Here is a 26,944-nt window from a genome sequence, read left to right on the forward strand (position 1 = left end):
TAGTTTTATTGAAATGGATAACGACGATATTTATATATTAGCTATAGAAAGTAGTTGTGATGATACAAGTGCAGCTGTTTTACATAATGAAGTTATTTGTAGTAATGTAACAGCATCACAACAAGTGCATAAAGATTATGGAGGGGTAGTTCCAGAGCTTGCCTCAAGAGCGCACCAACAGAATATAGTGCCAGTAGTAGATCAAGCAATTAAGCGTGCAGGTATTACTAAGGAGCAATTATCTGCCATTGCTTTTACTCGAGGGCCAGGTTTGATGGGAAGTTTATTGGTAGGTGTAAGTTTTGCTAAAGGATTTGCAAGGTCATTAGGAATACCTTTGATAGAGGTTAATCATTTACAAGGTCATGTAATGGCGCATTTTATAAAAGAAAATGAGGAAGATAATAATCAGCCTCCATTTCCTTTTATATGCCTTTTAGTATCTGGAGGAAATTCGCAGATAGTAAAGGTAAATGCTTATAATGATATGGAAGTATTGGGGCAGACTATAGATGACGCTGCAGGAGAGGCTATTGATAAATGTTCAAAGGTAATGGGGCTTGGTTATCCTGGTGGTCCTATTATAGATAAATTAGCTCGTAAAGGAAACCCGCTAACTTATAAGTTTGCAGAGCCTAATGTTACTGGATATGATTATTCGTTTTCGGGTTTGAAAACATCTTTTCTTTATAGTATGCGTAAGTGGATAAAAGAAGATCCTGATTTCATAGAGCATCATAAAGAAGACATAGCAGCAAGTTTGGAGCATACTATCGTAGATATTTTAATGAAAAAATTGCGTAGAGCAGTTAAAGATACTGGCATAAAGCATGTTGCAGTTGCTGGTGGTGTATCAGCTAATAACGGTTTGCGTAATGCTTTTGGGGAACATGCTAAAAAGTATGGTTGGATAACTTATATTCCTAAATTTAGTTATACCACAGATAATGCTGCGATGATAGCAATGGTGGGTGTATTTAAATATAGAGACAAAAAGTTTGCCTCAATAGATATTCCAGCATTTAGCAAGGTTACGTTTGAATAAAAAGTTTTTTATTATATAAACAAATATTTTTGAAACAAGTAGGTTTTATATAGGAGTAATAGAATCTTGTTTTAATTTTATATTTTTGAAAATATGGATTTTGAAAGTAAAGTTATATCTCGCCAAATAGGTGATCTGCTCTATTCGTCGGGTCTGACAATAGGAGCAGCAGAAAGTTGTACAGGTGGTAGAATTAGTGAAGCAATGATAGCTATTCCAGGGGCATCTGATTACTTTAAAGGTTCTATAATAGCATATACTAATGAGGTGAAAGAATTACTTCTGAATGTTTCTCATGATGTTATAGATGAGCAAACTGCTGTTTGTGAGGAAGTTGCAAAACAAATGGCATTAGGAGTGATAGAGGCTTTAGATGTTAATTTTGCAATAGCATCAACAGGTATAGCAGGGCCTGGAGGAGGTTCTTTGACTATTCCTGTAGGTACTATATGGATAGCATATGGAAGTAAAAATGATATTCGTACATTTAAATTGGAAGAAGATTTTGGACGTGATATTAATTTAGCTATAGCTACAAATAAATCAATGCGTTTGATGTTAGAATTTTTACAAGAAAAAGAAATTAGAGAAGAATAAAGACAAAAAAATCTTAATAAGTATAATTAAAAGGAAATATACCTTTGTATATATGAATATTTTTTTGTAATTTTGCACACTGTTTGGAATAGGTATCAATTAACGAATTACAAAACTAAAGATAGAAATGTCTAAGATTTGTCAGATTACAGGTAAGAAGGCACAAATAGGTAATAATGTGTCTCACTCAAAGCATCGCACAAAGCGTAGTTTTGATGTCAACCTATTCAGTAAGAAATTCTACTATGTAGAAGAGGATTGCTGGATTTCTTTGAAGATTAGTGCGGCTGGTCTTCGTTTAATAAATAAGGTAGGTCTTGACGCTGCTCTAAAAAAAGCTGTAGCTAAGGGTTTCGTTGACTGGAAAGAAATTAAGGTTATAGGAGACTAATATAATGGCAAAGAAAGCTAAAGGTAATAGAGTCCAAGTAATCTTGGAATGTACAGAAATGAAAGAGAGCGGAATGGCTGGTACAAGTCGTTACGTTACTACTAAAAATCGTAAAAATACTCCAGAACGTTTAGAGCTTAAAAAGTATAATCCTATTTTAAAGAAGATGACTCTTCATAAGGAAATTAAGTAGGAGGTTCTGTAAAAAAGTATTAAGTTAATAGTAAAATAAGCAGACAATGGCAAAGAAAGCGGTTGCTACCCTCCATGAAGGTTCTTCGGATGGTCGCGCATATACAAAAGTGATTAAGATGGTTAAAAGCCCAAAAACAGGTGCTTATGTTTTTGATGAACAGATGGTTCCTAATGAGGCTGTGAAAGATTTTTTCAAGAAATAAGTTCTTGTTATAAAATATAAATAAAAAGAGAGTGTATTGCAACTTTAGCAATGCACTTTCTTTATATTGGTTATGTTCAAGAATAATTTGCTTAATTAACAAAAATATTTAATGAATTTAAATAGTATGATATGTTGTTAGTGAATTATGTTTTGTTATAGTATACGTGGTTTAGTAAAGCTTTTATAATATTTAAGGTAGGGAATTAACTGAATTTTTATAAGTATAGATGGGCTTAGATTGTAAGAATATGTTAAAGAAAAAAATATTATTTATATGTTTAGGTAATATATGTCGTTCACCTGCTGCTCATGCTATTATGCAAAAAATGGTAGATGATGAGAGATTATCTGATAAATATGAGATAGATTCTGCAGGTATAGGAGATTGGCATTTAGGAGAGTTGCCAGATAAGCGTATGAGAGAACGAGGGGCTAAGCAAGGCTATAAGATAACTCATCGCGCAAGGCAGTTTAATGCTGCTACGGATTTTGCTCATTTTGATATTATTATTGTTATGGATGAAAAAAATTATAGCAATATAATATCTCAAGCTAAAAATAATATTTACAAATCAAAGGTAAAGTGTATAGCAGAATACTTTGTAAAGTTTAATGGTTATAAAGAAGTGCCAGACCCATATTATGGAGGAATTGAAGAATTTGACAAAGCGCTTGACTTAATTAAAGATGGGTGCGAAGGAATCTTAAATAATTTGAAATAACTAATTTTTAGTAGTTAATTATATGTAGTATATAAAACCTAAAGAAAATAAAAGTTGTAGGTTAGTTAATAATTTAGAGATTTATGCTTATCTTTGCAAAATAATTATATTTAAGTATATCAATTATTTAAGCAATGGATAATATTGATTTTACCAAACAACTCAAAAATACCATAGATGAGTTGTCTTCAGAAAAGTCTTTAGAAGGTCTTTTCCATGAGCATAAAGATGGAGATCCATTGCCTTCTGCACGAGATTTAGAGGAGATAGTTAAGTTAATAAGGTCTATTTTGCTTCCAGGCTTTTTTGGCAATTCTATAGTTCATTTACATACAGTACAATATCAAATAGGAGTAGATGTTGAGCGTTTACATAAGTTGCTTAGTAGACAAATATTAGCAGGTCTATGTTTTATAAAAGACTGTAAATGTGAAAACGATGCTTATATGCGTATTTGTATGCAAGAAGAATCTGAAATTATATCAGTTAGGATAATAGAGAAACTTCCTATGTTGCGCAAAATTCTTTCTACAGATATTAAGGCATCTTATGATGGTGATCCTGCAGCAATGAGTTGGGGAGAAATTATTTCTTGTTATCCTGTGATTAAGGCTTTGACAAATTATCGTTTTGCCCATGAGTTACAAATAGAAAAAGTTCCTCTTATACCACGTTTAATAACAGAAATGGCACATTCGGAAACGGGTATTGATATTCATCCTTCTGCAATTATTGGTACACATTTTACAATTGATCATGGGACAGGTGTAGTAATAGGTTCAACATGTGTAATAGGTAATAATGTAAAACTTTATCAGGGTGTTACCCTTGGTGCAAAAAGTTTTCCGCTTGATAAAAAGGGTAATCCAATAAAAGGTATGTTGCGACATCCCATATTAGAAGATAGAGTAATAGTATATGCCAATGCAACTGTTCTAGGGCGTGTTACAATAGGTCATGATAGTATTGTTGGTGCAAATGTTTGGGTTACATCTGATATGAAGCCTTATTCTAAAAAGTATAAACAAAATAAAATAGATATTTTAGACATCGATTTCTATAATGGAGAAGGAATTTGAATTGATAGCCAAGACTTTTATGGGGCTTGAGCAGGTTCTTGCACAGGAGCTTATACAGTTAGGAGCTAATAATGTGCAAATAGGTCGTCGTGTTGTAACTTTTACAGGAGATAAGGAAATAATGTATAGGGCCAATTTCCAATTACACACGGCTATTCGTATACTTAAACCTATTATACACTTCAAGGCTACTAGTGCAGATGATATGTATAATGAAGTTAGTAAGATAGATTGGGATAAATATATAGAAAAAGGAAAAACTTTTTCGGTAGATTCTGTTGTTTATTCTGATGAGTTTACTAATTCACGTTTTGTTACTTATAAAGTTAAAGATGCTATTGTTGATCAAATTCGTGAACGTACGGGGGTTCGTCCAAATATATCTGTAACAAATCCAGATATTCGTTTAAATATTCATATAGCAGGTTTTGATGCTACTCTTTCTTTAGATTCGAGTGGAGAATCTCTTCATCGACGAGGGTATAGACAAGAAAGTGTAGAAGCTCCATTAAACGAAGTGTTAGCAGCAGGATTAATTTTGATGACAGGTTGGAGAGGAGAATCAGATTTTATTGACCCGATGTGTGGGTCGGGAACTTTGCCTATCGAAGCTGCCTTAATAGCTTGTAATATATCGCCAGGAGTATATCGTAAGGAATTCGCTTTTGAAAAATGGTCAGATTTTGATCAAGATCTTTTTGATAAAATCTATAATGACGATTCTTTAGAACGTGAGTTTGAACATCATATCTATGGCTATGATATAGATATGAAATGTGTAAATATAGCAAAACATAATATTTCTGCTGCAGGTTTATCAAAGCATATTAGTATAAAACAGCAAGATTTTAAGGATTTTAAAAGCCCAGAAAATAAGAGTATTATAATAATGAATCCTCCATATGGAGAGCGAATTTCTACACCAAATCTACTTGGAACATATAAGACAATAGGCGAGAGTTTAAAGCATAATTTTATAGGTAATGATGCTTGGATACTTTCTTATCGAGAGGAATGTTTTCGTCAAATATGTTTGAAGCCTAGTATTAAGATTCCTTTATATAATGGTTCGCTGGAATGTGAGTTTAGGCGTTATCAAATGTTTGATGGTAAGATGAAGGTTTTCCGCAAAGAAGGTGGTGTTATAAAAACTGAAGATGAAAAGCGTGAAATGGCGCAACAACATCGGTTTAAGAAAGAACGTAATTTCAAAAAGCGTCTTACTGAAAGCGAACAGAATGCGGAAGGAGATATTCGTTCATTTATATTTCATAGCTTAGAACCTAAGGTAAAAAAGAATAATCGTAGACGTAGTTCTAATAATGTTAGAAGTATAGATGACAATTATGCCAAATTTGCTGAAGATGAGAATATATATGTTAGAAAACGATTTGATAAAAATAAAAAGCGTGGAGGCTTTCGTGGTAAAAAATATTAAAAAATGAATATGAAAAGGTTTGCAAATCTTGTTGGGATAATTATTATGATTGGCTTTTTTTGTCCTAAAAGTTCTATAGCACAGAAATTGTTTACTTTAGAAGATCTAAATTTTGGTGGTAAAAACTATTATAAAATGACTCCCCAGCGGCGTTATCTGACTTTTTGGGGAGATAAAGTTGTGCGACAAGGTTTTGATGTTTGTAAATTAATTGATTTGAAGACCGGAAAGGAATCTCCTCTTTTTACTCTTGGAGAAATCAATGCATGGGCAGAGTTGCCTATAGATGATCAACCTAAAATAAGAAATTTATATTATGTATCATTTCCTTTTGCTGATAAATCTATTGTAGAAGTATCAAATGGAAAGAGTATTTATATGATAGATTTTAAGGCTCATAGGATTATAGATACAATAGAGTTACAAAAAGAAGCTCAAGTGAGAAAGTTTAATATACAAAGCCATTCTACTGCATATGTTCAAGATAATCAGCTATATGTTATAGATCCATCTGGAGCGGAACATAAGTTAACAAAAGATGGTTCCTCTAATATAGTTTATGGTCAGAGTGTACATCGTGACGAGTTTGGTATTAATGGAGGTTTGTATTGGAGTCCTAAGGGTAATCGTTTAGCATTTTATCGTATGGATCAAAGTATGGTGGCAAATTATCCTTTGGTAGATGTTCCTGAGATAGGATATGTTCCTACAAATGGAGAAACAAAAGCAGCAAAGGTTTCTTTAATAAAATATCCAATGGTTGGTGAAAAATCGCATAAGGTAACAGTTGGAGTTTATGATATAAATACAGATAAAACAATTTATCTTCATACAGGTAATCCAACCGATCGTTATTTTACAAATATAACATGGAGTCCTGATGAAAATATTATTTATATGTTTGAGCTTAATCGTGATCAGAATGATTGTTACCTAACAGCTTATAATGCATATACAGGTAAGAAGATAGCCAATCTTTATCATGAAAAAGATTCAAAATATGTAGAACCTACTCATCCTATAGTTTTTTTACCTTGGAATGATCATCAGTTTGTTATGTATAGTCAGAAAGATGGTTATAATCATTTATATCTTTTTAGCGAAGATGGTAGGGAGTTAAAACAATTGACTAAAGGAAAGTGGGTTGTTATGAAAATTATAGGATTTAATTTAAAAAAGAAGAGCATAATTTATACATCTAACGAATGTAATCCTATTCAAATTAACACATGGATGGTAAACGTAGAAACAGGAAAACGTAGATTACTTGATAATGGAAAAGGATACCATAATCCTTTATTAAGTCCAGAAGGTAATACGATTATAGATGTATATAGTGAGCCTAATTTGCCAAGGCAATATGATCTTATTACATTGGGAAATAAAATAAATACATTACATTATTTTACATCACCAAATCCTTGGAAAGGTTATAGCGTACCAGAATATTCTTGTGGGAAAATAAAGGCTTCTGATGGTAAAACGGATCTTTATTATCGTATGGTTAAACCTATTAATTTTAATCCTGCAAAGAAGTATCCTGTTATAGTTTATGTATATGGTGGGCCACATGCTCACAATGTAGATGCCCGTTGGAATTATGGTTCACGCGGTTGGGAAACTTATATGGCACAAAAGGGATATTTGCTTTTTATTCTTGATAATCGTGGTAGTGATAATCGTGGGAAAGAGTTTGAACAAGTAACTTTTCGCAATCTTGGTCAAGAAGAAATGAAAGATCAAATGGAAGGTATTAAATATTTATATACGCTTTCTTATGTTGATAAAGATCGTATAGGTATACATGGCTGGTCGTTTGGTGGCTTTATGACAATATCTCTAATGACGAATTATCCAGATGTATTTAAGGTAGGTGTAGCAGGTGGACCTGTGATAGATTGGAAATGGTACGAGATAATGTATGGGGAGCGTTATATGGATACTCCAAAGGCAAATCCAATAGGTTATGCTAAGACTTCTTTGTTACAAAAGGCTAAAGATTTAAAAGGAAAATTGCAAATTGTTATAGGACTAAATGATCCTGTGGTAGTGCCACAGCACGCTTACTCATTTCTTAAAGCTTGTATTCTTGCAGGAACTCAACCTGATTTTTTTGTTTATCCTGGCGAACCTCATAACATGCGTGGTCATCAAAGTGTTCATTTGCATGAGCGAATTACACAATATTTTGAAGATTATTTAAAACCGCTTGGACATAATAAGTAAAAATCTATTTATGAAAAAATAAGTTGTCGATAATTGAAGTAAATATGAGAATATTATTATTAGGAAATGGTGGTAGAGAACATGCATTAGCATGGAAAATTTCTCAGAGTGTTAAGTGTGAAAAGTTATTTATCGCTCCAGGTAATGCAGGTACTCAACTAGTAGGTGAAAATGTAGATATAGATGTAAATGAGTTTGAAAAATTAAAGGATTTTGCTATAGATAAAAAGGTGGAACTTGTTGTAGTAGGTCCAGAGATTCCTTTGGTTAATGGCATTTATGATTCTTTTAAAAATGATCCTCGTACAGCTAATATATTTGTAATAGGTCCATCAAAGGAAGGTGCGGTTTTAGAAGGTTCTAAAGATTTTGCTAAGGCTTTTATGTTGCGACATAATATTCCCACAGCAGCATATGCAACTTTTGATAATACAAATATTGAAGAAGGATTACTTTTTCTTGAAAAATTAACTCCACCTTACGTTATTAAAGCTGATGGCTTAGCTGCTGGTAAAGGTGTCCTTATTATTGATACAATAGAAGAAGCAAAACAAGAGCTAAGAAATATGCTTTGTGGTATGTTTGGTAAAGCTTCTTCTAAAGTTATTATAGAAGAGTTTTTAAGTGGTGTTGAATGTTCGGTCTTTGTTCTTACTGATGGCGTTCATTATAAAATTCTTCCAGAAGCAAAAGATTATAAGCGTGTAGGGGAGGGTGATACAGGTTTAAATACTGGTGGAATGGGTAGTATTTCTCCTGTACCTTTTGCAACAGAAGAGTGGATGAAGAAGGTGGAAGATAGGATAATTCGTCCTACGGTAGAAGGCTTGAGAGAGGAGGATATTGATTATAAGGGGTTTATTTTTTTCGGCCTAATAAATGTGAATGGCGATCCAATGGTTATAGAATATAACTGTAGAATGGGCGATCCTGAAACAGAAAGTGTGATGTTACGATTAAAGAGCGATATTGTAGATCTTTTTGAAGGTGTGATTAATACAGATCTTGATACTAAAGAGATTATTGTTGATAATCGTACAGCAGTATGTGTAATGCTTGTAAGTGGAGGATATCCAGGAACTTATTTAAAAGGTCAGCATATTACAGGTGTTGATGCTGTAAAAGATTCTATAGTGTTTCATAGTGGTACTACGATTAAGAATAATTTGTTAGAAACAAATGGTGGACGTGTTATTGCAATATCGTCTTATGGAAATTCTAAAGAAGAAGCTTTAGAAAGAAGTTTTATAGGGGCGAGCAAGATAGAATTTAAAGATAAATATTTTAGAAAAGATATAGGATTTGATCTATAAATGCAGAAAAAACGATTTCAGAATAGGATAGCAGAAAGTAGATGGACAACCACCTTTGTGTTACCTGTTTTTTCCCTTGTGTGGGTGATAGCAATATACAATAATGCGGAAGTTTTATTACCAGCTTTGTGTATGTTATTTTCTACATTCCTTATGATGAGCTTAAATAATAATAATGGGCTTATCCGTATTTATAGTCGTATGGTTTCGTGTTCGTTTCTTATTTTAGCTACATTAGATGCAGTCCATTTCTCTTTACTTCCACAAGGTATTGTGACGTTAGGAGAAGTGGGATTTTTTACATTGGCTTTTAAATCTTATCAAAAGTCAATTTCTCCGGGTTATATTTTTTATGCTTTTCTTTGTATAGGTATTATAAGTGTTGTCTGGGTTCAGGTTATTTACTTTTTACCTCTTTTATGGATAGTAATGAGGTTTAGCCTATTATCTATGAGTAAGCATAACTTTGTAGCTTCTGTTTTTGGAATATTATGTCCTTATTGGTTTTTACTATTATATTTAGGTATTACGGATAATCTTGAATGGTTTGTTTTTCACTTCGGAAAGTTATTAAAATTTGGTAGACCTTTAGATTTTACTGTTATACCTTTTCATCAAGCTATATCACTTATTTTTATTTCTATCTGTTGTGTTATAGGTACTATACATTATTTACGTCAGCGTCGTAATGATATTATTAGAACGCGTTTGTTTTGTCAAGCCTTTGTAAGTTGCAATTTTGGAGCATTTGTGTTTTTATTGTTACAGCCACAACAAGCTATTTATATTCAAAGTTTACTTATTGTTAGTACAGCTCCTCTCATTGGGCATTTTTTTGCACTTACTAAAACGCGTTTTACAAATTGGCTTTTTTGTATATTATGGCTGAGTTGTATATTTGTAACTTTATATAATCTATGGATTTTCTAATCCCTATTCTTATTCAATATGGTTATTGGGGAATGTTTATATCTGCTTTGTTAGCTGCTACAATATTACCTTTTAGCAGTGAAGTAGTTATATTGGCTTTGTATGCTGCAGGACTTAATCCTGTGGCTTTAATTGTTTATGGTAGTATAGGCAATATTTTGGGGAGTATGATAAATTATGGTATAGGCAGATTAGGCAAGTTAGAATGGATAGAGAAATATTTACATGTTAGTACTAAAAATGTCCATAAAACAGAAAAGTTTATGGAAGGCAAAGGTGCATGGATAGGTGGTTTACTATCCTCTATTCCGTTTATAGGTGATGTTATAACAATTGTTTTAGGTTATACTCATGCAAATATCTTAGAGTCTTTTATAAGTATAGCTATAAGTAAAACAGGTCGCTATATATTATTGATATATAGTGCAGGAATATTTAAATAGAGGATAAATAATATAAGTTATATTTTAAAAAGTATTTTTACAGATATGTTTCATACATATTTATGGTATAAAAGTGCTATTTATAAGTAAAATAGCACCAAGTGTTTCTTTTAGTGTTTACCTTTACCAAGTTTTTTTGTAAATTTGCATTAAATAAATAAAATTCAGTAATGAAGAAGCTTCTTATAGATCTTATTGTAACATCGTTTGAGCAGTTGAACGATAAATATTTTTTACTTAAACTTTTTAGTAATACTCCTATTCCTGAAATTGTACCAGGACAATTTTTAGAAGTAAGGGTGGATAAGTCTCCAGCTACTTATCTGCGTCGTCCTATTTCTATTCATTTTGTAGATTATGATAAGAATGAGCTTTGGTTGCTTGTCGCCATTGTGGGCGAAGGTACGAGGGCGTTATCTTTTTTGCGAGAAGGAGATATTCTAAATTGTCTTTTCCCTTTAGGGAAGGGTTTTTGTGTAAATGATATAAAAGGAAAGAAGATACTTCTTGTAGGAGGAGGAGTAGGTGTTGCTCCAATGTTATATTATGGTAGAATTATCAAGGAAAGAGGAGGAAAACCTATATTCCTTTTGGGGTATCGTACTAAGACGGATATTATCCAAATAAAGGAATTTGCACGGTATGGAGAAGTTTTTATAACCACAGAAGATGGAACTACAGGCGAACGTGGGTTTGTTACCCAACATTCTGTTTTAAGAAATATGTCGTTTGACCATATTGCCACTTGTGGCCCTAAGCCTATGATGGTAGCTGTAGCACATTATGCAAAACATGTAAAAGTTTCGTGTGAAGTCTCTTTAGAAAATATGATGGCTTGTGGATTAGGTGCATGTTTATGTTGTGTAGAAAAGACGATAGATGGAAATGTATGTGTGTGTAAAGAAGGACCTGTTTTTGATGTAAGGAGATTGAGTTGGTAAGTTTAGGTATATGTTAAAAGAAAAATATAATGGCTAATTTAAACGTAAATATTTCTTCCTTAAGATTGAAAAATCCAGTGACTACAGCAAGTGGAACTTTTGGATATGGTTTAGAATATGCAGATCTTGTACCTTTAGAAGAATTGGGAGGTATTTTTGTAAAAGGAACTACTTTATATGCTCGTGAGGGAAATGATTATCCCAGAATGGTTGAGACTAAACATGGAATGCTTAATTGTGTGGGATTGCAAAATAAAGGGGTAGATTATTTTTGTGATCATATATATCCTGAATTGAAGGATATTAATACTCAGTTTATAGTAAATGTTAGTGGAAGTTCTCCTGAGACTTATGCAGAGGCATCTAAAAAAATCAATGAATTGAAGCAAATATCAGCAATAGAGCTTAATATATCTTGTCCTAATGTGAAAGAAGGAGGTATGGCATTTGGTGTAACTTGTTCTGGAGCTGCGGCAGTAGTAAAGGCTGTTCGTGCATGTTATGATAAGACTTTAATAGTTAAGTTATCACCGAATGTTACCGATATAGCATCTATAGCATTAGCTTGTGAAGATGAGGGGGCAGATGGGTTGTCGCTTATAAATACTCTAATGGGTATGGCTATAGATATTGAACGTAGATGCCCTAAACTTAGTATTCGTACAGGAGGTCTTAGTGGTCCAGCAATTAAGCCTGTAGCTTTAAGAATGGTATATGATGTAGCAAAAGCAGTTAAGATTCCTATAATAGGTTTAGGTGGAATTTCTACAGCAGAAGATGCTATTGAGTTTTTTATGGCAGGGGCAACAGCTATTCAGATAGGAACGGCTAATTTCGTAGATCCAATGGTGTCAATTAAAGTTTGTAAAGGCATTAATGAATGGCTTGATAATCATGGTTGTAAGGCGTTAACAGATATTATAGGGTGTATAGATTAAAGATATTCTATTGTTTTTTTAGAAAATGTTTGGAAGATTAGCTTTTAGTATTTACTTTTGCATCACCTTTTAAAATGGTTGTTAATAGAAATTTATAAGAGATATAAAAATGAGTAGACAAGGAGAAGCACTATCTTTAAAGAACTTGACAAAAAGTACAGTTTGGGATATACAAGAAAGTGATGTCTTTCGTCTTTGGGCGCAGGCAGAACGTGATGGTGACGTTAAGGAAAATTGGCGTCATTATGTAGATGTTATTAAAAGTGCTTTTATTATAGAAGAGGTTAAAATTAAGAGAAACGAAGTATTAGAGAAATATAAGGCTCTTGGATATCAGGTGTCAGATATTTATATAGATGAAAGCACTTATTTTACATGGGCTATTAAAAAGAAGCCTATCTTACGTATTACTGACTTGACATGGGAAAACATTGGACATATTTCGGCTAAAAAGGTTGTAGAGGTTCTTGAGCGCAACTTTGGTGGAGGCTGGGATAGTCTTCCTCAAAGTGTACAAGATATTATAAACAGTTCTTTTGATGTTAGCACTACAACCTTACCAGTAGATAGGTTAAAGAAGCCAGGTGGGTTGTATCAAAAGAAGGTAGAAGATGGTTATGAGGTATTAGAGGTAGCTAAAGGCACTTGGGTAGAAGCTATTTTTGTTAAAGAAAAGCAGAACATCAAATTAAGTAAAGGAAAGTTTAAATTAGATGATGACTTTGATGAAGACTCTTTAGAAGAGGAAAATGATAATTTAGATTTGGGAGAAGATGATAAATTTATAGAGAAACAAAAGGTAGGAGAAGATGAAGATGATGGGTTTGATGATGACAAACTAACAGAAGAAAGTTACCGCACTACGTTTGATGAGAGTGCAGAAGATCTTGATCTTCGTGCTGAAGACGTAAGTGTTGATGAAGATTTCTAGGGTTTTATGTCATTATTTTATAAAGGAGATATGCTTCTATAGAAGCATATCTCCTTTATAATTATTATATATTTTTATTTTTATGAGGCTTATTTATAGTTATAAGATTAAATATTATAACTATGAAAAAATAAGAAAAAGTTTGTATCCATAAATATCTACAATAAGGTAAGATGTCTTCCAAAGTACCTCCTAATGAAGCTAAAGTGAGATACCCTCGAATACCGAAAGTGGAAGGAATAAGCCAGCTAACTCCTTGCCAGAAACTTGGAATATTATTTAATGGCCAGTTTGCTCCTGACATAAATAGAAAAGGTACAGAGGTAAACACGATAATAAGCATTACATTTTCTCGCAAACGTACAAAGAAAGATATTATCATAGCAAAGAAAATAGCAGACAATAAGTAAGGTGTTAGTAAGCAAATTAGAGAAACAGGTGTAGCGAGCATAGTAAAGCCAAAGAAGTGAGGAATGGCTATTGTTATATACGATACTAAAACAGTAAATATAGAGAAATAAGCAATAGTTTTTGTTAAAGTTAATAAGTATATTCCTCCCATAGTACTTTTTAGTTTTAAATAAAATTTATCTTTATGTTCGTTTATCGTTCCTGCCGATAACCCAATGCTAAGCATCAATATCTGTTGGATAATTAATATTAATACGCCAGGTAAAATAGCATTACCATATCCTTCTGTGATATTGTAAATGGATTTATCTTTCACTATTATAGGCTCTGTGTTTAGATCTTCTTCGTGTTTTGTGAAGCTCAAACTTTTAGGTTTTTGTATTTTTTTATTCTGTTCTAATGAAACGTTTAAAGCTGCCAGATATATAGATTTATAGGTAAGCATTAAGCTCATATCACAGTAAATACTAACTATGCCTTGTTTTCCATTAATTAAATTTTTATCATATTCATGAGGAAAGTATAAAATGCCTTTTACAATTTGTTTTTTTACAAGCCCTTTTGCTTCTTCTAAATTGTTACAATAATAAGTTGCTTCTACCGAAGGTGAGGCGTTAAAATCGTGAACAAAATCTCGTGAAGATTTACTATGTGCCATATCAACTACAGCTACAGGTACTTCTCTAACAACTTCGTTGTTATAAATCCAAGAATAGAGTAAAGGATAAAATAAGGGTACAATAAAAACAAACATCAATATACCTTCGTCAGTGAAGATAATTTTAAACTCTTTAAAGAGTACTCGAAAGAATAAAGTTATGATGTTGTTAGAGGCATTTTTCATGGTATGTATACGAAATTGAGCATTGCTCGTTTAATATTAAAAATAACAAGGAGTGGTAAAACTGCAAATATTAATAGTATCATTACATTATACCATACATCTGCGATGGGATAGCCGTTGAAAATACTTGCCTGATATATCATCCAATAATGTCGTAAAGGTACTATTTGTGCTATTCCTTGTATGATAGGATCCATAGCAAATAGGGGGAAAGTAGCTCCGCAAACAGAAAATCCTAACACTCCCCATAGCGAGCATACGCTCATAGCCATACGCAAAGATGGTATCAATCCAAACACAAACACTCCAAACCCTATAGATGATGTAACCATTAATAAGCCTAAACTTAGTAATCTAAGCCAGCCGCCAGCATGTGGAAAACATAAATATCCGTATATATACCATTCAAATCCCCAAAAAATAATGAGAAAAATTAGAAATAAAGGCAGCAATTTTCCTATTAAAGCCACTATTATATTATTATTAGCGAGCCGTAACCAAACTTTCGATCTATCAAATTTCAATTCTTTTCCTATAGTGTACACTGTTAATAGCAGCATAAAAATACTTAACACTCCAGGTATCATTATAGTGCTTAAATATACATTATAATTTAACCATGGGTTTTGTATCATGTGAATATCGAGCGCAATTGGTTGTAAAAAAGATCTTATCTCACGAGATGTCTTGCCAAGCATTGATAATTTTTCAACTCCGACAGATGCAGCTATAAGAGCTGTGATAGTTTTTAAATCTTTAAAAGTCATACCTCCTGCTACTAATGTTACATTGCTGTAATAGAAAGAGATAATAGGCTGACGTTTAGTAAATAGCTTTTTTGTAGTACCTTTTGGTATTAATAAATAGGCATATATTTCTCCACGTTGTACAGCTTCTCGAGCCATAGTTGTGTTAGTATAGTAAGATGTTATTTTTGTACCTTGTAAAGACTCTAATTTTAAAGCTATCTTTTGTGTAGTAGGGGTGTGGTCATTATCTATAATGCCTATAGGTATTTGTTGCGGTTGCCCTTCTGACATAAGGGACGTAAAAAAACTTATAGCAAGCAAAGGAAAGATGATAGCACAAGTAAGGTATATAGGATTTCTACGCATAAATCCTATCTCGCGAATAGATATTCTTAAAATATTATGAATGATAGTTCTCATTCTTTTATTTTATAATTAAAGACATACCATTTAATAATCCTTTTACGTTTTGTGTAGGCTTTGCTTTTATTTGAAATGTTCTTAAATCGTATTGCCCATTAGTCTTTGTAGCTTTCCAAACAGCATACGACCCAGCATCTTTAATATTAGTTACTACCATTGTTATTTCTTTATTCAGTGCAGGAACAAATACTTTGAAGGTCTTTCCTTTGCTAAGTCTTTTTAATTGATCTTCGCGAACATTAAAGACTCCAGTTACCTCGTTTGTGAGCAAAATATTCATAATCGGACTTCCAAAGCCAACTAATTCTCCTTCTTTTGGATAGATTTCATCTACCTCTCCATCTTTAGTGGCACGCTGTACCGTTTCTTTTAATATAGATTTCACAACACCTACAGCCGATTTAGCTACTTGTGCTTGTTTCTTGGCAGCTTCTTTAGCTTGTTTTCGTGCACCACTTTTTAGAAGTTCTAAATTAGATTTAGCCACTTCTACTCCTGCTTTTGTAGTTTGGAAAGCTGCTAAGGCTTCATCTTTTTTTTGTGCAGTCATCACCCCTTCTTCATATAATCGTTGCATACGACCATAAGTTTTTTCTGCAATATCTCTTGCTGCAATAGCTTGCTGATATACTTGGAAAGCGGCATCTATAGCTTCTTTACGAGTAGGAGCTGAGGCTAAGTCGCTCAAGGCTGAAGTGGCATCGGCTGTAGCTTCTACTACTTTTTCCTGTGCTTTTGCTTCAGGGATAGCTAAAACAGCTAAAACATCACCTTTATGTACAAAGTCGCCCTCTTTTACCTTAATACTTGTTATACGACCTGGGAGCTTGCAAGCAACGCGGTATTCTTCCACTTCCACTTCTCCTTGAATAATCTCTTTAGGTTTACTCATGGTAAAATAGCCTATTAGTCCGGCAGCTACTACTACAGCTATAAAGCCTAATACGGCTAAAAGAATATTACTTTTTTGTGATTTATTTTTCATTTTATTTTAATATTTAAGTAGAGAGATGATTAAAAAAAATATTATATACTTTTCAGAAGTCAGTGTGTTTAATTGTCAATAGTTCCTAATGCCTTTTGCAGTCCTGTCTGTGCTAATCTAACTGCTATTTCAGAGTCTATAATAGCTGTTTTTGCTGTTTGCCATGCCGTTTGAGCAAGCATTACTTCTGTAACGGTCATCACTCCTTCTTTAAAGCCAATGTTAGCACATCTAAGGTTTTCTTCTGCTGATTGTAAATTCTTTTTAGCGGTATAAAGTTGTTTTTTTGCGCACTTTAGACGGAGTTGATATTGTTCTATCTCTAAATTTATTTTCTGTATTGCATCTTGAAGCTCTAAGTTAGCAATACTGGTTGCTGCTTTTGTAGCTCTTATTTTATATTTCCCCTCACCCCAGTTCCATATAGGAACATGCACTACTATACCTATGTTCCATAAGTCAGTAAATTTGTTTTGAAATCCATTAAAAAGGTTTGGATTCATCACAGAGTAGCCACCTGTTAAGAGAATGTGTGGTAAGTATAGTGATTTTATTATTTTTGTGTTTTGTTTGCTTAAATCAATGGTGTTCTGAAGTAGTCGTAATTCTGGACGTTGTGCACATATTGCAGATGCGGAAGGGGTTGTTTCTTCTATATTATCAAGAGGAGCTATAGACTGAGCTTGTTCATCTTTTAAGATTAAGTCGCTATTTAAGGCTATGCCACAAAGCTCACATAGAGCCATCTTTGCTATTGCTTCTATGCTTTGTATTTGTGATAATTGCAATTCTGCAGTGTTAACAACTACAGCTACTTTTAATCCATCAGCCTTTGTTGCTACGCCTTCTTTTATCATTTTTTGTACATCATCACTTAGTTTTTTAGCTAAATCTTTGTATTTAGTAGCAAGCATTTCTTTCTTTTTTAATGAAACAGCAAGCCAATAAGCATTATCTACGGCATATAAGATCATCTGCCGTTTAAGTTCCATAGTGTTGGAGGCTACCGATTTACCAATAATAGCCATATCATTAGCGGCTTTAATAGCACCCCCCATATAAATAGGTTGTGAAAAAATAATCCCAGCATTATAAATATTTCTTGTATCTGTCCTGAAAGCTTCTTTTATTTGGTTTCCTATGTTATCACCCACTTGTGAAAGTGGAGTGGTTACACCGCCGAGTACTTGCTTTAGGTGTGATGCGGTGTTACTTGAAATGATACCTTGTTTTGCAAGAGAGGTGAGGTTATTTTCAATAGCCGAGCCTAAATGCCCTATTGAGTTTGTTCCAAGATTAGACAAGATGTTTTTTTGTTCATTGTTTAATAATGAAATTTCTTTAGAAAAATGCTCATAACTTGCCAAACCGTTTACTCGTGGAAGATATTTTGTCTTTGCTACTTTATAAGTGTTTTCTGCTACTTCTTTTGTAAGTTTTGATATTTGCAACTGTCTGTTATTTTGTAGAGCTAACTCATGACACTTTTCTATAGAAATAGTATCCTGTGCAGATGCTTTTAAGATAAGTGTTCCTAATATTAAAAATAGCAATAACTTTCTCATTTAAAATCTGATTTTTCTAATAATAAGCAAAGGTAGCAATCTTTTCTCTTAGTCCAAAATAAATACAGGGTTAATACGTTTTTTTGCGTTAATGTATATAATTTTATAGAAGAATAGACTATTGTGCAGAAAAAAATACTTATTTTTGCCAAAGAAATAGAATAAAACACAAAAGAAGAAGATTTTTATTTATGAAGAAATGTAGTTTTTGGTATCGTGCTTTCGATTTATACTATGATGGCTTTCGACATATGACGATAGGTAAAACCTTGTGGTTGATCATAATAATTAAGCTTTTTATTATGTTTGCAATTCTTCGAGTCTTTTTCTTTCCTAACTTCCTTAAAGAAAAAACAGTCAAAGGGCAAGAGGCCAATTTTGTAGGAAAAGAATTGATAAAAAGGCAGTAGGTGAAGTGTGTTTAGCCTTATTGCGAACAAGATTTTTTGTATAATATATAATATTAACCGAAATAATAGTAACATAAAATATAAATTTAATTATAAAAAAGTATGGAACATTTGCTTTTAGCAATCGACCAAGGTACAATTGACTGGTCGCGTGCACAATTCGCACTCACCTCAATGTATCACTGGTTATTTGTACCCTTAACCTTAGGGTTAGCGGTTATAATGGGTATTATGGAAACGTGCTATTATCGCACAGGTAAAGATTTTTGGCGTACTGCTTCAAAGTTTTGGCAACGTATCTTCGGAATAAACTTTGCTATAGGTATAGCGACAGGTATTATCTTGGAGTTTGAGTTTGGTACAAACTGGAGTAATTACTCATGGTTTGTTGGAGATATTTTTGGAGCTCCACTTGCAGTGGAAGGTATTCTTGCTTTCTTTATGGAATCTACTTTCGTTGCAGTTATGTTTTTTGGTTGGAATAAGGTGTCAAAAGGCTTTCATTTAGCATCTACGTGGCTTACAGGTTTAGGGGCTACTATTTCAGCATGGTGGATATTAGTAGCAAACTCTTGGATGCAAGATCCTGTAGGTTGTTCTTTTAATCCAGAGACAATGCGTAATGAGATGACATCATTTGCCGATGTAGCTTTAAGCCCTTTTGCAATAGATAAGTTTACTCACACCGTAACTTCGTCATGGCTGTTAGGTGCAGCTTTTACAGTAGGTGTGGGTTGTTGGTATCTTTTGCGTAATAAGCATACAGAGTTGGCTCGACAAAGTATAAAGATAGGAGCTATAGTAGGATTAGTATCGTCTTTATTAGCAGCTTTCACTGGTGATAATTCTGCTTATATGGTGGCTCAGACTCAGCCAATGAAACTTGCTGCCATGGAGGCTCTTTACACTGGTGGTAATGCGCAAGGCTTAACAGCGATAGCAGGTGTTACAGAGCAGCCTAACATAGAGGCTTCGCCAAAAGAGGCTAAAGGCATAAAGATACCTAATATGTTATCGTTATTAGCTACTCATGATGCTAATGGTTTTGTACCCGGAGTGCATGATATTATTAATGGTTATACTGATCATAAGGGCGTAAAACAACCTTCTTTAGCTGAAAAGATGGCTCGCGGACGTAATGCTATTAAGGCGTTGAAGGATTTTCGTGCAGGTAAGAATAAGGAAGCTAATAGAAAAGTTTTAGAGCGTGATATGAAATATTTTGGTTATGGTTATATCAAGAATGCTCAGCAGACAGTACCTCATATTCCTATAACATTCTGGTCTTTCCGTATAATGGTAGGCTTAGGCTCATTGTTCGTTCTTGCTTTTATAGTTATTATTTTCTTCGTTTATAAGAAAGATATTGCTAAAGCAAAGTGGCTTCACTATGTAGGTATAGCTCTTATACCATTAGCTTTTATTGCAAGTGAGAGTGGTTGGATTGTTGCCGAGATGGGGCGTCAGCCATGGACTATTCAAGACATGTTGCCAACATGGGTATCTGTAAGTGATATCTCAAGTGGTGGCGTAGCATTCACCTTCTTCCTGTTCTTAGTGTTGTTTACAACAATGCTTGCGGTAGAAGTTAGTATTATGTGTAAACAAATAAAGAAAGGACCAGAACTATGACATACGATTTTTTACAACATTATTGGTGGTTCATCATCGCTTTATTAGGATCGCTATTAGTTTTTTTGATGTTTGTACAAGGTGCAAATTCCATGATTTTCCAGTTAGGAAAAGATGATGTTGAACGTAGGTTAGTTATCAATTCTACTGGGCGTAAATGGGAGTTTACCTTTACTACGCTTGTTACCTTTGGTGGAGCTTTTTTTGCATCTTTCCCTTTGTTTTATAGTACCAGTTTTGGTAGTGCTTATTGGGTATGGGTTGCTATATTGTTCTCTTTTATTATTCAGGCTGTGAGCTATGAATATCAGAATAAGGCTGGCAACTTGTTAGGTGTAAAGACTTTTCAGGTATGTTTGATTATTAATGGAATATTAGGGCCTTTGTTGTTAGGTGGCGCAGTGGCAACTTTCTTTACCGGGTCTAACTTTATTGTAGAGAAGGTTAATTTAACAAGTGGGCTGCATCCTGTTATTTCTCGTTGGGCTAATGGCTCGCGTGGTCTTGATGTATTGCTTAATCCTTGGGTTGTAATCTTTGGTATTGCTGTGGTGTTCTTAGCTCGTATATTGGGAACATTATATATTAATAATAATGTGCACGATGAGGCTATTCGTGGTAGAGTAAAGAAGCATCTTTTAATAAATACAGTACTTTTCCTTTTGTTCTTTTTACCTTTCTTGTTAAAGACATTGATAGGTGAAGGTTATGCTGTAAACGATTCTGGAGTTATAGTAATGGAGTCGATGAAGTATTTTAATAATCTTATTACTATGTGGCCATTGCTTTGCCTGTTGTTGGTAGGTGTTGTTTTGTTGCTCTTTGGAGTTATAAAAACTATATTAAAGGCAGACTATGTGCGTGGTATTTGGCCTGCAGGTATTGGTGTAGTCCTTGTAGTTCTTGTGCTCTTGCTTATAGCAGGTTGGAATAATACAGCTTATTATCCTTCTACGGCAGATCTACAAAGCTCGTTAACTCTTAAGAATAGCTCTTCGAGCGAGTTTACACTAAAGACAATGTTCTTTGTAAGTTTCTTAGTACCATTTGTTCTTGCATATATTGTTTATGCATGGCGTAAGATAGATATAGGTGGTATATCTAAAAAAGACGTTACCGGTAAAGAAGAATCTTATTAAGTTAAAATAATTATATAAAATAAAGGCTCATATCTCATTATACAGGTATGAGCCTTTATTTGATACTATCCTTAAAAGTGTGTAAGCTATTCTTCTCTTTTATCCTTTGTATTTCCATTTTCGTTTATATTCTTCCAACTTTTAAACTGATATATTTTCTTTTTGTAAGCATTTTTTGTTTCTTCCATTGCCACTGATCCCAAGAGAAATATAACAGCTTGTGCTGATGTCATGGATGTTCTCATATTGATAGTCCTTTTATACTTTCTGTTGAGTCTTTCTATCCAGTTAGTCGTGTATATACACCTTTACACTTCTTTTGGGAAGTCCATATATGTGAAGTATGCCGTATTTCTTTCTGCCTTGTATTTCTTGAGGGTTGGATACTTCTTTTCCCATCTGTCTACAAAAGTAACAAAATGTTCGTATCCCCACAAGGAATCTACAGTTGTCTCTCTTTTTTATTTCTCAAGAGTGACAGATATTGGAACCTTTGTTGTTTAGTCTTCGCTTTCTAAGTCCAGAGTGTCTTGAATGTTCAGCATGTATTTCCAGCCGCCCACGTCAAATTTAACGTAATCGAGGATAAGGTTTTCTTGTTCAGTGGGTGTCAGATTGTCGTGCATTACAATTTCTTTAATTACTTCTTTCCATAAATTGCAAAGCACACGGAGAAAATGAGGTGATATTTGGTCGTTAATGCACGGATATTGCTGCTTCATTCGTTTGATGTAGTTCATGCCGTCAATACTTTGTTGTTCTATCATCTTGTCAACGGCATGATGAAGTGAGGTGTTGGCAGCCTCGTTCAGCAAAAGTTTTAATTCATTACGATAGGGAACAACTAACGATGTGACCAATTCTTTCATGCCTTCCAAATATGAGTCGTATCTGAAAATATCTAATGTGGCGTATGATGCCTGGTTGGCATTTTGCCGATAGGCTTCAAAGGCTTTGAACAAGGGATGTATGACACACCTAAATAAATGGTCTTTGCTCTTGAAATAATGATATATGTTGCCAACCGCAATGCCCGAAAGTGATGCAATGCGTTGCATAGATGTGTTTTTCACTCCATTCGCAATAAACTCTTGTCGGGCAACAGCGATGATTCGTTCTTTGATTTCGTCTTTTTGTGTTTGCATGTTGAGCGTATTTTGTACTGCGAAAAAGTTTGAGTCTGTTCTTTTGGAATTCTGAAGCAGAAGTGGCGAACAGACTCAATCTTCTATTTTCCTTTATTTAGCAAAACTGTAAAAGAAGCTCGGATTACCCATTACTTCCAATACAGGTCCTTTTACTTCCTTTGTTTCCGGATTGTAGGTATAAAAGCCATTTGCTTTTTTGTTGGCACTCCCAAAAACAATTAAATTTTTGTGTTTACCAATGGCTGTTCCTTGAGGGTTACCAACCTCCATTCCCTCTATCTTGGTAATACTTTTTTGGTATAAATCTATCTCCACGGGTACGTTGGTCATTGATAGATACGGATTGCTCATGGCGTTAGGATCTAAGCCATAAGCGTTTAGATAAGCGTATAGTTTGCCTTTACCTCCGTAAAATGTGGTTGCAGCAAATTCACCCTTTTTAGCCGATAAGCCCTTTACTTCTGTTTGGTCGAACCGAATGCAGTATGTGGGGTCTATCTCTTCGCTTCCGTTCTTAATGCGGGCAATGCCTCCAGGAAGTTGAGGCATAAAGCCAAATGCTCCAATGCAGTTGAAGTATATGTCTTTGTTCTCATCCATGAAGATAGAATTGGCGTCTATGGGGCGTGTTGCAAAACTCATGCCTAAAGATGTGTTGGTAATGTGCTTTTTTACTTGGTCTGTCTTTGTGTCAATCATGGCAAGCTCTATGGTGTTGGAGGTTGGCATCCACTGTGCATTAAACTGATTAAGCCCAACAAACAGCATGCCGTCTCGGATAATCATGGCAGCTGGGGCTACCTTGGTGTCTTTGTGTGCTAAAGGGTTAAGGTCTATCTCTGTCAGTTTTTTCATGGTTTGCGGATTAAATACCATGATTTTTCCCAAACCTTGAAAACTAACGTAAGCCTTTTCTTCATTCAGTTCTACCACATTGCTGGCAGCAGCTCCTGCTGGGATGGACAATGTGCCTTTTTGTACAAAGTTGCCTTGCGCATCAATGTTGTATCGGGTAATCTCTGCCTTGGAGTTCCCCATATAATCGGGGAAGGAATATAGATTACCACTTGGTGTGATGATGGGTGTTGAACCAAATCCTGTGGGTGTGGCGTTTTTGTTGTTGTACTTCCCGGGTGTCATGTCGGCAAGTGCTTGCATGTACACGCTGCCGTTGTTGCCTTCGGGGTTGGTAACTCCTGTTGCAAAAACAATGCCTTGGAAAGCATTGGCACCAGTATTTTTCTTGGATTGAGGCGTAACGTTGTCGTCGCTACCACACGATGCAGCCAGTACGGAAAGTGCAATGGCTGACAATAACATCTTGATTTTCATACGTTTTTTTTGTTTTAATGATATAATTAATGAATTGATTCTACAAGTCTCACTTTAATAAATATCTTACTTTGAAAGCAATAGATCGCCCAGGCAAAGGACAATTCAAATCGGATACGACACGGCGGTTGGTTATATTCTTAACCTTTAGCGTAAAGCTCCATGTGCTGTTCTGTAATGTGTGTTCTATTGCTGCATCCACTATCATGGAGGTGGGGATTTTGCGCTCTTGATATTTGCTCATCTCAAAATCGTAGTAATATTGGTGTATATATGAAGCGTCAACCATGATGCGGGTATTCTGTCCTCGACCGCCAAAGATATTCTCCTGATGATATTCCAGTCCTCCATTAGCCATGAAGTAAGGTACATTTGGAATACGCATGTTGTAGGTAGGGTTTTCCACCACTGTGCCAGGAACCATCTTTCGTTTGTCACGCAAGTCTTGGTATGTGGTGTTGGCATATAGATAGAGCATGGGCAATACGTCTCCTTTGGCTTCTAACTCTATTCCCATGGTTTGCACTTCGCCAAAGTTCCTATATCGAGCCATGGTAGGTATCATGTCGGGTGTGAAGCGTATCATGTCTTCTAAGGTGTTGTAAAAGCTGTTCAACTCCATTTCTATCATTCCACCTTCTTTTAATGTCTTGTGATAGAGCAAGCCAATATTATATCCTGTCGTACGCTCGGGTTTTAGAGCTGGCGAAGGTAATATGGAATAGCCGTTGCCAATAAGCTCTTCGGTAGACGGTATGCGCACTTCTGAGTTGAACGATGCCTTGACTAACAGTTCGTCGGAGAACTTCCAGCGCATGGCGTTGCTAAACCCCGCAAAGTTTTTTGAGCTGCTGACGGGCTTTGGCTCTCTAATAGAGTAAGTGGAAATACTCCGTGAGTCGGAACTATATATAAAGTCTTTTATCGTGAATGCGTTTTGAAGTCTGCCATTAAAGAGAGTCAAGTCGTACGATAGTCCTATGGTAGTGGATGTCATTCTGCTATGAAAGTTGGCATTGAATCCTAAAGCCTTATCCATAAGCGAGTCGGAGGGAAACATATTCGTGTTGTTGGCACATACATTGAGGTTGAGGCTGTGGTGTGCATTGATGAGATAATTTAGGTTGAGCTTGCCGCTCCAATCATACGACTTGTTATCGCCATCGCTTGGATGGTTGCCTTGCTCACCACCAAAAGGCGATACGGCAGGCAGTTTGTTGCCATCCCAGTCGTAGCGACACTTGGCTTTATCTGTCATTCCATATCGTCCGTACGAGAGTAGTGTCTCAAAAGTTAGGTCTAAGCCCGGTGCAAAAAAGTTCTCTTTTTGCAGCTTCAGCGCAGTCATGAGGTTTTGTGACTTATTGAAAGCCTCACGAATATATTGGTCAATACCTTGTATCTCTTGTCGGGTGTGGGTAAACATCAGTTCCCATTTTAGTTCGTCAAACCACCATTTGGTGGCTTTAACAGATGCGCCACCAATAATCTTGGAAAATTTGTCATGGGTGCGCTTTACGGTTCTTCCATCCAAATGGTCTAAAATCATGTCGTAATCGTTGTCCGAATGGGTGTACACTCCACCAATGCCAAACTGCAGTCCTGTGCGTTGGTTGGTACGCTTCAGAACAGTAGATAATTGGTGAGTGTTGAACGAGCTTATCTCGTACGATGCGTCAAAGTAAAGGGGAGGATACTCTTTGGTTACTACGTTTACGGCTCCACCTAATGCAGAACCACCAAACTTGTAGGGCACAATACCTTTATACACCTCAATACGCTCTATCATTGAGGTAGGAATGTCATTGAGTGCCACAAAATTATTCACTCCTCCTAAGGGGCTTTCATCAACAAACATGCCCATGCGTTTGCCTTCCAGCCCTCGTATTGATATGCGTGATGCACTTCCTATACCACCTGTGTTGCGTACTGTTACTCCTACGGTGCGAGCCAGTACGTCATTGATATTCGTGGCAGTTCCCTCTAACTGTCGTTTGCCTATGACCGATACGGGCAAAGCCGACTGCTTTAGTTGTCTTATCTTGTTTTTGCCCAAGATGGTTACACCTTGTAGTGTGTTACTGTTTGCGTGTAGACTTATGTTGATACAAATGCTGTCAGGTTTGTTGAGAAATAAACCAACATTGGTCTTTTTTGTTTTATAGCCGACGTAAGACACCCGTAGGGTAAACTTTCCTTCTTCGCTTATGGGCAGAACATATCTACCTTGTTCGTTACTGATGGCACGCTTTTCCGTCCCTATGATTTCAATACTGGCACCACTCAAAGGAATATGTCGCTGCTCATCGGTAACATATCCATGCAGTATGGTTGTACCATGTGTTTGTGCGTTAGCGTAGTAACTTGTGGTGTGGAGCAAGCATAGCATGTAAAAGATACGTAGCAGGCTTAAAGAATGTGTTGATAGGTGTTCCATGTTTTGCTTTTTTTGTTTTTGAGGAGTCTTGAATAATGAATGAAATTCAAAATGATTCACAAAAAAAAGATGCACCAACTTAAAGTTGATGCATCTACATATAAATTCTCTACAAAAAGATTTGTCTTTCTTTCGCTTCCTTGTCATTGAAATGTTTTTTTTGTTGACGGCAAAGGTACTGCATATAAAATAAACTTGCAATACCCATTTGTAGGTATCTTGAACCATGATGTTTTTTTCGATGAGAAGCGAAAGGTTTTCTCTCTTTAAATGATAAGACGCAAAGACGTATTTTCCCCTTATTACAGGGCGGTGATATGCATACAAATACCTTTATCCCAAATCGGTCATTAGAAAAAGCTCCTTGTCATTTTCTAATGACCGATTTGGGTTTAATAGATGTGGATAGCTATAAGTAGAAACGAGTAATTTGGCAAAAATCATAGATTTAGTGATTTTTTACTTGTTTCTTTTG

Annotated in this window: 25 protein-coding genes and 2 pseudogenes; 18 read left to right on the forward strand and 9 right to left on the reverse strand. The window is 34.9% G+C overall.

Annotation, left to right across the window (positions count from 1 at the left end; translation table 11 throughout):
• The first annotated feature begins 13 nt into the window (after window positions 1–13).
• From tsaD to HMPREF9018_RS01600, 15 genes are all read left to right on the forward strand, one after another.
• Entirely contained in the window at window positions 14–1,045 is a 1,032-nt protein-coding gene (gene tsaD / locus HMPREF9018_RS01535) for a tRNA (adenosine(37)-N6)-threonylcarbamoyltransferase complex transferase subunit TsaD (protein WP_039863957.1), read from the forward strand.
• 93 nt (window positions 1,046–1,138) lie between these two features.
• The gene (locus HMPREF9018_RS01540) at window positions 1,139–1,642 is read left to right on the forward strand and encodes a CinA family protein (RefSeq protein WP_008447019.1); all 504 of its coding nucleotides are present in this window, start codon (window positions 1,139–1,141) and stop codon (window positions 1,640–1,642) included.
• 127 nt (window positions 1,643–1,769) lie between these two features.
• Window positions 1,770–2,033, forward strand: coding sequence for a 50S ribosomal protein L28 (rpmB, locus tag HMPREF9018_RS01545; RefSeq protein ID WP_008447076.1), 264 nt, complete (start codon window positions 1,770–1,772; stop codon window positions 2,031–2,033).
• A gap of 4 nt (window positions 2,034–2,037) precedes the next feature.
• Window positions 2,038–2,226: a 50S ribosomal protein L33 gene (gene rpmG / locus HMPREF9018_RS01550; protein WP_004337830.1), complete on the forward strand. Its 189-nt coding sequence runs from the start codon at window positions 2,038–2,040 to the stop codon at window positions 2,224–2,226.
• 46 nt (window positions 2,227–2,272) lie between these two features.
• Window positions 2,273–2,431, forward strand: a complete 159-nt coding sequence (locus HMPREF9018_RS10575) for a DUF4295 domain-containing protein (RefSeq protein WP_008447137.1) — start codon at window positions 2,273–2,275, stop codon at window positions 2,429–2,431.
• Between the two features lie 250 nt (window positions 2,432–2,681).
• Window positions 2,682–3,155 (forward strand): low molecular weight protein-tyrosine-phosphatase, encoded by a 474-nt coding sequence (locus HMPREF9018_RS01555; RefSeq protein ID WP_100067217.1) that lies wholly within the window; start codon window positions 2,682–2,684, stop codon window positions 3,153–3,155.
• Between the two features lie 134 nt (window positions 3,156–3,289).
• Window positions 3,290–4,234 carry a serine O-acetyltransferase gene (locus tag HMPREF9018_RS01560; protein ID WP_008447064.1) on the forward strand — a complete coding sequence of 315 codons (945 nt, stop codon included), beginning with the start codon at window positions 3,290–3,292 and terminating at the stop codon, window positions 4,232–4,234.
• On the forward strand, window positions 4,218–5,672 hold the full coding sequence (locus HMPREF9018_RS01565; protein ID WP_008447016.1) for a THUMP domain-containing class I SAM-dependent RNA methyltransferase: 1,455 nt from the start codon (window positions 4,218–4,220) through the stop codon (window positions 5,670–5,672). Before HMPREF9018_RS01560 ends, HMPREF9018_RS01565 begins: the two co-directional genes overlap by 17 nt.
• A gap of 3 nt (window positions 5,673–5,675) precedes the next feature.
• Window positions 5,676–7,898: a S9 family peptidase gene (locus HMPREF9018_RS01570; protein ID WP_039863967.1), complete on the forward strand. Its 2,223-nt coding sequence runs from the start codon at window positions 5,676–5,678 to the stop codon at window positions 7,896–7,898.
• A 44-nt stretch (window positions 7,899–7,942) separates the two neighbouring features.
• Window positions 7,943–9,211: a phosphoribosylamine--glycine ligase gene (gene purD, locus HMPREF9018_RS01575; protein WP_008447144.1), complete on the forward strand. Its 1,269-nt coding sequence runs from the start codon at window positions 7,943–7,945 to the stop codon at window positions 9,209–9,211.
• Window positions 9,212–10,141: a hypothetical protein gene (locus tag HMPREF9018_RS01580; RefSeq protein ID WP_008447153.1), complete on the forward strand. Its 930-nt coding sequence runs from the start codon at window positions 9,212–9,214 to the stop codon at window positions 10,139–10,141.
• Window positions 10,129–10,584, forward strand: coding sequence for a YqaA family protein (locus HMPREF9018_RS01585; protein ID WP_008447035.1), 456 nt, complete (start codon window positions 10,129–10,131; stop codon window positions 10,582–10,584). Before HMPREF9018_RS01580 ends, HMPREF9018_RS01585 begins: the two co-directional genes overlap by 13 nt.
• Window positions 10,585–10,754: 170 nt before the next feature.
• Complete coding sequence (locus HMPREF9018_RS01590) at window positions 10,755–11,525, forward strand: dihydroorotate dehydrogenase electron transfer subunit (protein WP_008447068.1); 771 nt, start codon at window positions 10,755–10,757, stop codon at window positions 11,523–11,525.
• Between the two features lie 29 nt (window positions 11,526–11,554).
• Window positions 11,555–12,463, forward strand: a complete 909-nt coding sequence (locus HMPREF9018_RS01595) for a dihydroorotate dehydrogenase (protein WP_008447058.1) — start codon at window positions 11,555–11,557, stop codon at window positions 12,461–12,463.
• 109 nt (window positions 12,464–12,572) lie between these two features.
• Window positions 12,573–13,394 (forward strand): hypothetical protein, encoded by an 822-nt coding sequence (locus HMPREF9018_RS01600; protein ID WP_008447038.1) that lies wholly within the window; start codon window positions 12,573–12,575, stop codon window positions 13,392–13,394.
• A 64-nt stretch (window positions 13,395–13,458) separates the two neighbouring features.
• Here the strand turns inward: HMPREF9018_RS01600 and HMPREF9018_RS01605 are convergent, their stop codons facing one another.
• The 4 genes from HMPREF9018_RS01605 to HMPREF9018_RS01620 all read right to left on the reverse strand — a co-directional run bounded on the left by HMPREF9018_RS01605 (window position 13,459) and on the right by HMPREF9018_RS01620 (window position 18,371).
• Window positions 13,459–14,649, reverse strand: a complete 1,191-nt coding sequence (locus HMPREF9018_RS01605; protein WP_008447043.1) for an ABC transporter permease — start codon at window positions 14,647–14,649, stop codon at window positions 13,459–13,461.
• Window positions 14,646–15,818 (reverse strand): ABC transporter permease, encoded by a 1,173-nt coding sequence (locus HMPREF9018_RS01610; protein WP_008447128.1) that lies wholly within the window; start codon window positions 15,816–15,818, stop codon window positions 14,646–14,648. Before HMPREF9018_RS01610 ends, HMPREF9018_RS01605 begins: the two co-directional genes overlap by 4 nt.
• 4 nt (window positions 15,819–15,822) lie before the next feature.
• Window positions 15,823–16,806 carry an HlyD family secretion protein gene (locus HMPREF9018_RS01615; RefSeq protein WP_008447029.1) on the reverse strand — a complete coding sequence of 328 codons (984 nt, stop codon included), beginning with the start codon at window positions 16,804–16,806 and terminating at the stop codon, window positions 15,823–15,825.
• Between the two features lie 68 nt (window positions 16,807–16,874).
• The gene (locus HMPREF9018_RS01620) at window positions 16,875–18,371 is read right to left on the reverse strand and encodes a TolC family protein (RefSeq protein ID WP_008447047.1); all 1,497 of its coding nucleotides are present in this window, start codon (window positions 18,369–18,371) and stop codon (window positions 16,875–16,877) included.
• Between the two features lie 191 nt (window positions 18,372–18,562).
• Between HMPREF9018_RS01620 and HMPREF9018_RS01625 the strand changes: the two genes are divergently transcribed.
• The 3 genes from HMPREF9018_RS01625 (at window position 18,563) to HMPREF9018_RS01635 (ending at window position 21,552) form a co-directional block, all read left to right on the forward strand.
• Window positions 18,563–18,781, forward strand: coding sequence for a DUF4492 domain-containing protein (locus tag HMPREF9018_RS01625; protein ID WP_008447150.1), 219 nt, complete (start codon window positions 18,563–18,565; stop codon window positions 18,779–18,781).
• Window positions 18,782–18,883: 102 nt separating this feature from the next.
• A complete protein-coding gene (locus tag HMPREF9018_RS01630; protein WP_008447074.1) occupies window positions 18,884–20,413 on the forward strand; it encodes a cytochrome ubiquinol oxidase subunit I in 1,530 nt (509 codons plus the stop codon).
• The gene (locus HMPREF9018_RS01635; RefSeq protein ID WP_008446993.1) at window positions 20,410–21,552 is read left to right on the forward strand and encodes a cytochrome d ubiquinol oxidase subunit II; all 1,143 of its coding nucleotides are present in this window, start codon (window positions 20,410–20,412) and stop codon (window positions 21,550–21,552) included. The genes HMPREF9018_RS01630 and HMPREF9018_RS01635 overlap by 4 nt, the downstream gene beginning before the upstream one ends.
• Before the next feature lie 86 nt (window positions 21,553–21,638).
• Here HMPREF9018_RS01635 and HMPREF9018_RS10955 read toward each other — a convergent pair.
• The 5 genes and pseudogenes from HMPREF9018_RS10955 to HMPREF9018_RS01655 all read right to left on the reverse strand — a co-directional run.
• Window positions 21,639–21,992: pseudogene (locus tag HMPREF9018_RS10955) on the reverse strand (transposase); the annotation flags it as partial.
• A gap of 60 nt (window positions 21,993–22,052) precedes the next feature.
• On the reverse strand, window positions 22,053–22,421 hold the full coding sequence (locus tag HMPREF9018_RS11195; protein ID WP_232724625.1) for a hypothetical protein: 369 nt from the start codon (window positions 22,419–22,421) through the stop codon (window positions 22,053–22,055).
• Between the two features lie 120 nt (window positions 22,422–22,541).
• Window positions 22,542–22,697, reverse strand: a pseudogene (locus HMPREF9018_RS11370) (TetR/AcrR family transcriptional regulator); the annotation flags it as partial.
• A 93-nt stretch (window positions 22,698–22,790) separates the two neighbouring features.
• Window positions 22,791–24,032 (reverse strand): hypothetical protein, encoded by a 1,242-nt coding sequence (locus HMPREF9018_RS01650; protein ID WP_008447082.1) that lies wholly within the window; start codon window positions 24,030–24,032, stop codon window positions 22,791–22,793.
• A 49-nt stretch (window positions 24,033–24,081) separates the two neighbouring features.
• Window positions 24,082–26,469 (reverse strand): TonB-dependent receptor, encoded by a 2,388-nt coding sequence (locus tag HMPREF9018_RS01655; RefSeq protein ID WP_008447010.1) that lies wholly within the window; start codon window positions 26,467–26,469, stop codon window positions 24,082–24,084.
• Between the last annotated feature and the right edge of the window lie 475 nt (window positions 26,470–26,944).

It is taken from the genome of Prevotella amnii CRIS 21A-A (assembly GCF_000177355.1).
GTDB classification, from domain to species: Bacteria; Bacteroidota; Bacteroidia; order Bacteroidales; family Bacteroidaceae; genus Prevotella; species Prevotella amnii.

What these genes read in the sequence shown, in the direction of transcription:
- tsaD (WP_039863957.1), top strand. Translation starts at nt 14, where the DNA reads ATGGATAACGACGATATTTATATATTAGCTATAGAAAGTAGTTGTGAT.
- HMPREF9018_RS01540 (WP_008447019.1), top strand. Translation starts at nt 1,139, where the DNA reads ATGGATTTTGAAAGTAAAGTTATATCTCGCCAAATAGGTGATCTGCTC.
- rpmB (WP_008447076.1), top strand. Translation starts at nt 1,770, where the DNA reads ATGTCTAAGATTTGTCAGATTACAGGTAAGAAGGCACAAATAGGTAAT.
- rpmG (WP_004337830.1), top strand. Translation starts at nt 2,038, where the DNA reads ATGGCAAAGAAAGCTAAAGGTAATAGAGTCCAAGTAATCTTGGAATGT.
- HMPREF9018_RS10575 (WP_008447137.1), top strand. Translation starts at nt 2,273, where the DNA reads ATGGCAAAGAAAGCGGTTGCTACCCTCCATGAAGGTTCTTCGGATGGT.
- HMPREF9018_RS01555 (WP_100067217.1), top strand. Translation starts at nt 2,682, where the DNA reads ATGTTAAAGAAAAAAATATTATTTATATGTTTAGGTAATATATGTCGT.
- HMPREF9018_RS01560 (WP_008447064.1), top strand. Translation starts at nt 3,290, where the DNA reads ATGGATAATATTGATTTTACCAAACAACTCAAAAATACCATAGATGAG.
- HMPREF9018_RS01565 (WP_008447016.1), top strand. Translation starts at nt 4,218, where the DNA reads ATGGAGAAGGAATTTGAATTGATAGCCAAGACTTTTATGGGGCTTGAG.
- HMPREF9018_RS01570 (WP_039863967.1), top strand. Translation starts at nt 5,676, where the DNA reads ATGAATATGAAAAGGTTTGCAAATCTTGTTGGGATAATTATTATGATT.
- purD (WP_008447144.1), top strand. Translation starts at nt 7,943, where the DNA reads ATGAGAATATTATTATTAGGAAATGGTGGTAGAGAACATGCATTAGCA.
- HMPREF9018_RS01580 (WP_008447153.1), top strand. Translation starts at nt 9,212, where the DNA reads ATGCAGAAAAAACGATTTCAGAATAGGATAGCAGAAAGTAGATGGACA.
- HMPREF9018_RS01585 (WP_008447035.1), top strand. Translation starts at nt 10,129, where the DNA reads ATGGATTTTCTAATCCCTATTCTTATTCAATATGGTTATTGGGGAATG.
- HMPREF9018_RS01590 (WP_008447068.1), top strand. Translation starts at nt 10,755, where the DNA reads ATGAAGAAGCTTCTTATAGATCTTATTGTAACATCGTTTGAGCAGTTG.
- HMPREF9018_RS01595 (WP_008447058.1), top strand. Translation starts at nt 11,555, where the DNA reads ATGGCTAATTTAAACGTAAATATTTCTTCCTTAAGATTGAAAAATCCA.
- HMPREF9018_RS01600 (WP_008447038.1), top strand. Translation starts at nt 12,573, where the DNA reads ATGAGTAGACAAGGAGAAGCACTATCTTTAAAGAACTTGACAAAAAGT.
- HMPREF9018_RS01605 (WP_008447043.1), bottom strand. Translation starts at nt 14,649, where the DNA reads ATGAAAAATGCCTCTAACAACATCATAACTTTATTCTTTCGAGTACTC.
- HMPREF9018_RS01610 (WP_008447128.1), bottom strand. Translation starts at nt 15,818, where the DNA reads ATGAGAACTATCATTCATAATATTTTAAGAATATCTATTCGCGAGATA.
- HMPREF9018_RS01615 (WP_008447029.1), bottom strand. Translation starts at nt 16,806, where the DNA reads ATGAAAAATAAATCACAAAAAAGTAATATTCTTTTAGCCGTATTAGGC.
- HMPREF9018_RS01620 (WP_008447047.1), bottom strand. Translation starts at nt 18,371, where the DNA reads ATGAGAAAGTTATTGCTATTTTTAATATTAGGAACACTTATCTTAAAA.
- HMPREF9018_RS01625 (WP_008447150.1), top strand. Translation starts at nt 18,563, where the DNA reads ATGAAGAAATGTAGTTTTTGGTATCGTGCTTTCGATTTATACTATGAT.
- HMPREF9018_RS01630 (WP_008447074.1), top strand. Translation starts at nt 18,884, where the DNA reads ATGGAACATTTGCTTTTAGCAATCGACCAAGGTACAATTGACTGGTCG.
- HMPREF9018_RS01635 (WP_008446993.1), top strand. Translation starts at nt 20,410, where the DNA reads ATGACATACGATTTTTTACAACATTATTGGTGGTTCATCATCGCTTTA.
- HMPREF9018_RS11195 (WP_232724625.1), bottom strand. Translation starts at nt 22,421, where the DNA reads ATGAAAGAATTGGTCACATCGTTAGTTGTTCCCTATCGTAATGAATTA.
- HMPREF9018_RS01650 (WP_008447082.1), bottom strand. Translation starts at nt 24,032, where the DNA reads ATGAAAATCAAGATGTTATTGTCAGCCATTGCACTTTCCGTACTGGCT.
- HMPREF9018_RS01655 (WP_008447010.1), bottom strand. Translation starts at nt 26,469, where the DNA reads ATGGAACACCTATCAACACATTCTTTAAGCCTGCTACGTATCTTTTAC.